1 protein-coding gene is annotated in these 1,139 nt (G+C 66.6%); it reads right to left on the bottom strand.

Going from position 1 to position 1,139, the window contains the following annotated elements:
- A partial coding sequence (locus tag MFF22_RS10460; RefSeq protein ID WP_238248913.1) for an IS1182 family transposase occupies nt 1–1,075 on the bottom strand: 1,075 nt, incomplete at its 3' end.
- Nucleotides 1,076–1,139: the final 64 nt, after the last annotated feature.

The raw sequence follows: 1,139 nt of genomic DNA on the forward strand, positions 1-1,139 counted from the left end.
CGTTGGACTTCGTCAGCACAGCGCCGGCGGGACAGACGTAGTGATCGGCCGCCGCGTCGTAGACGAAGTCGGCGCGTACGAAGAGTCCCTTCTTGGCTCGACCCGACGTGTCGGCCCGCGGCATGGCCGGCAGGATGCCCGTGCCTTCGCAGGCCAGAACCTCGTCGCCACTGTAGTAGCCGCGATCGGCCAGGACCACGATCTCCCCCGCGTCGGTAGCCTGCTTGGCCCGATCGCCCATCAGCACGAGCTGGGTGCGGTCGTGACCCTCGTTGACGACCTCGTGGGCGACGACGAGATGATGCTCAGGATCGACCGCGATCTGGACGTTGTAGCCGACGATGCCGGTGCCGCGCCCGCTCGTCGCCATCGAGCGCGCGTCCGGGTCGGTCAGGGAGACCTGTCCGTCGTCCGCGGCCTCTACCTGCTCCTGCATCTCGCGCAGGAAGGCCATCTGCCGGCGTAGGGCGGCGATCTTCTCGCCGATCCGCTGCGTCCGTGCCTCGGGCACGTCGCTGCCCTCCCTGTCCGCTCGGTCAAGCGCCGCGAGGTAGCGGGCGATGCTGGCCTCCACCTGTTCCAGGCGCTTGGCGACCTTGGCCACGGTGTAGTTGCGGTCCCGGTTGTTGACCGCCTTGAACTTCGACCCGTCCAAGGCGACGGTCGCCCCGGCGAAGAGCTGCAGATCCCGGCACAGCACCACAAACTGCCGACAGGCCGCCTGGATCGCAGGCCCGTTGTCGCGCCTGAAGTCGGCGATCGTCTTGTGATCGGGAGCCAAGCGACCGGTCAGCCACATCACCTCGATGTTGCGCTGTGCCTCACGCTCAAGCCGCCGGCTCGACGGCACCCGGTTGAGATAGCCGTAGAGGTAGAGCTTCAGAAGCGTGGCCGGATCATAGGCAGGCCATCCCGTCGCCGCGGGCTCGAAGCGGGTGAAGCCGAGGGCGCCCAGATCGAGTTCGTCGGTGACCTCGATCACCCGAACTGGATTGTCGGCGGTGACGTAGTCGTCCAGCGAACTGGGCAGCAACCAGGACTGCCGACGGTCCTGCCCTTCGACAAACCGACCCATGCTGGCCTCCGCAGATGAGGCCGCAAGTCTATCTCAGATGGGACTTTTGACACAGCCTAGACCC

This window comes from Methylobacterium persicinum (genome assembly GCF_022179525.1).
Taxonomy (GTDB): Bacteria; Pseudomonadota; Alphaproteobacteria; order Rhizobiales; family Beijerinckiaceae; genus Methylobacterium; species Methylobacterium persicinum.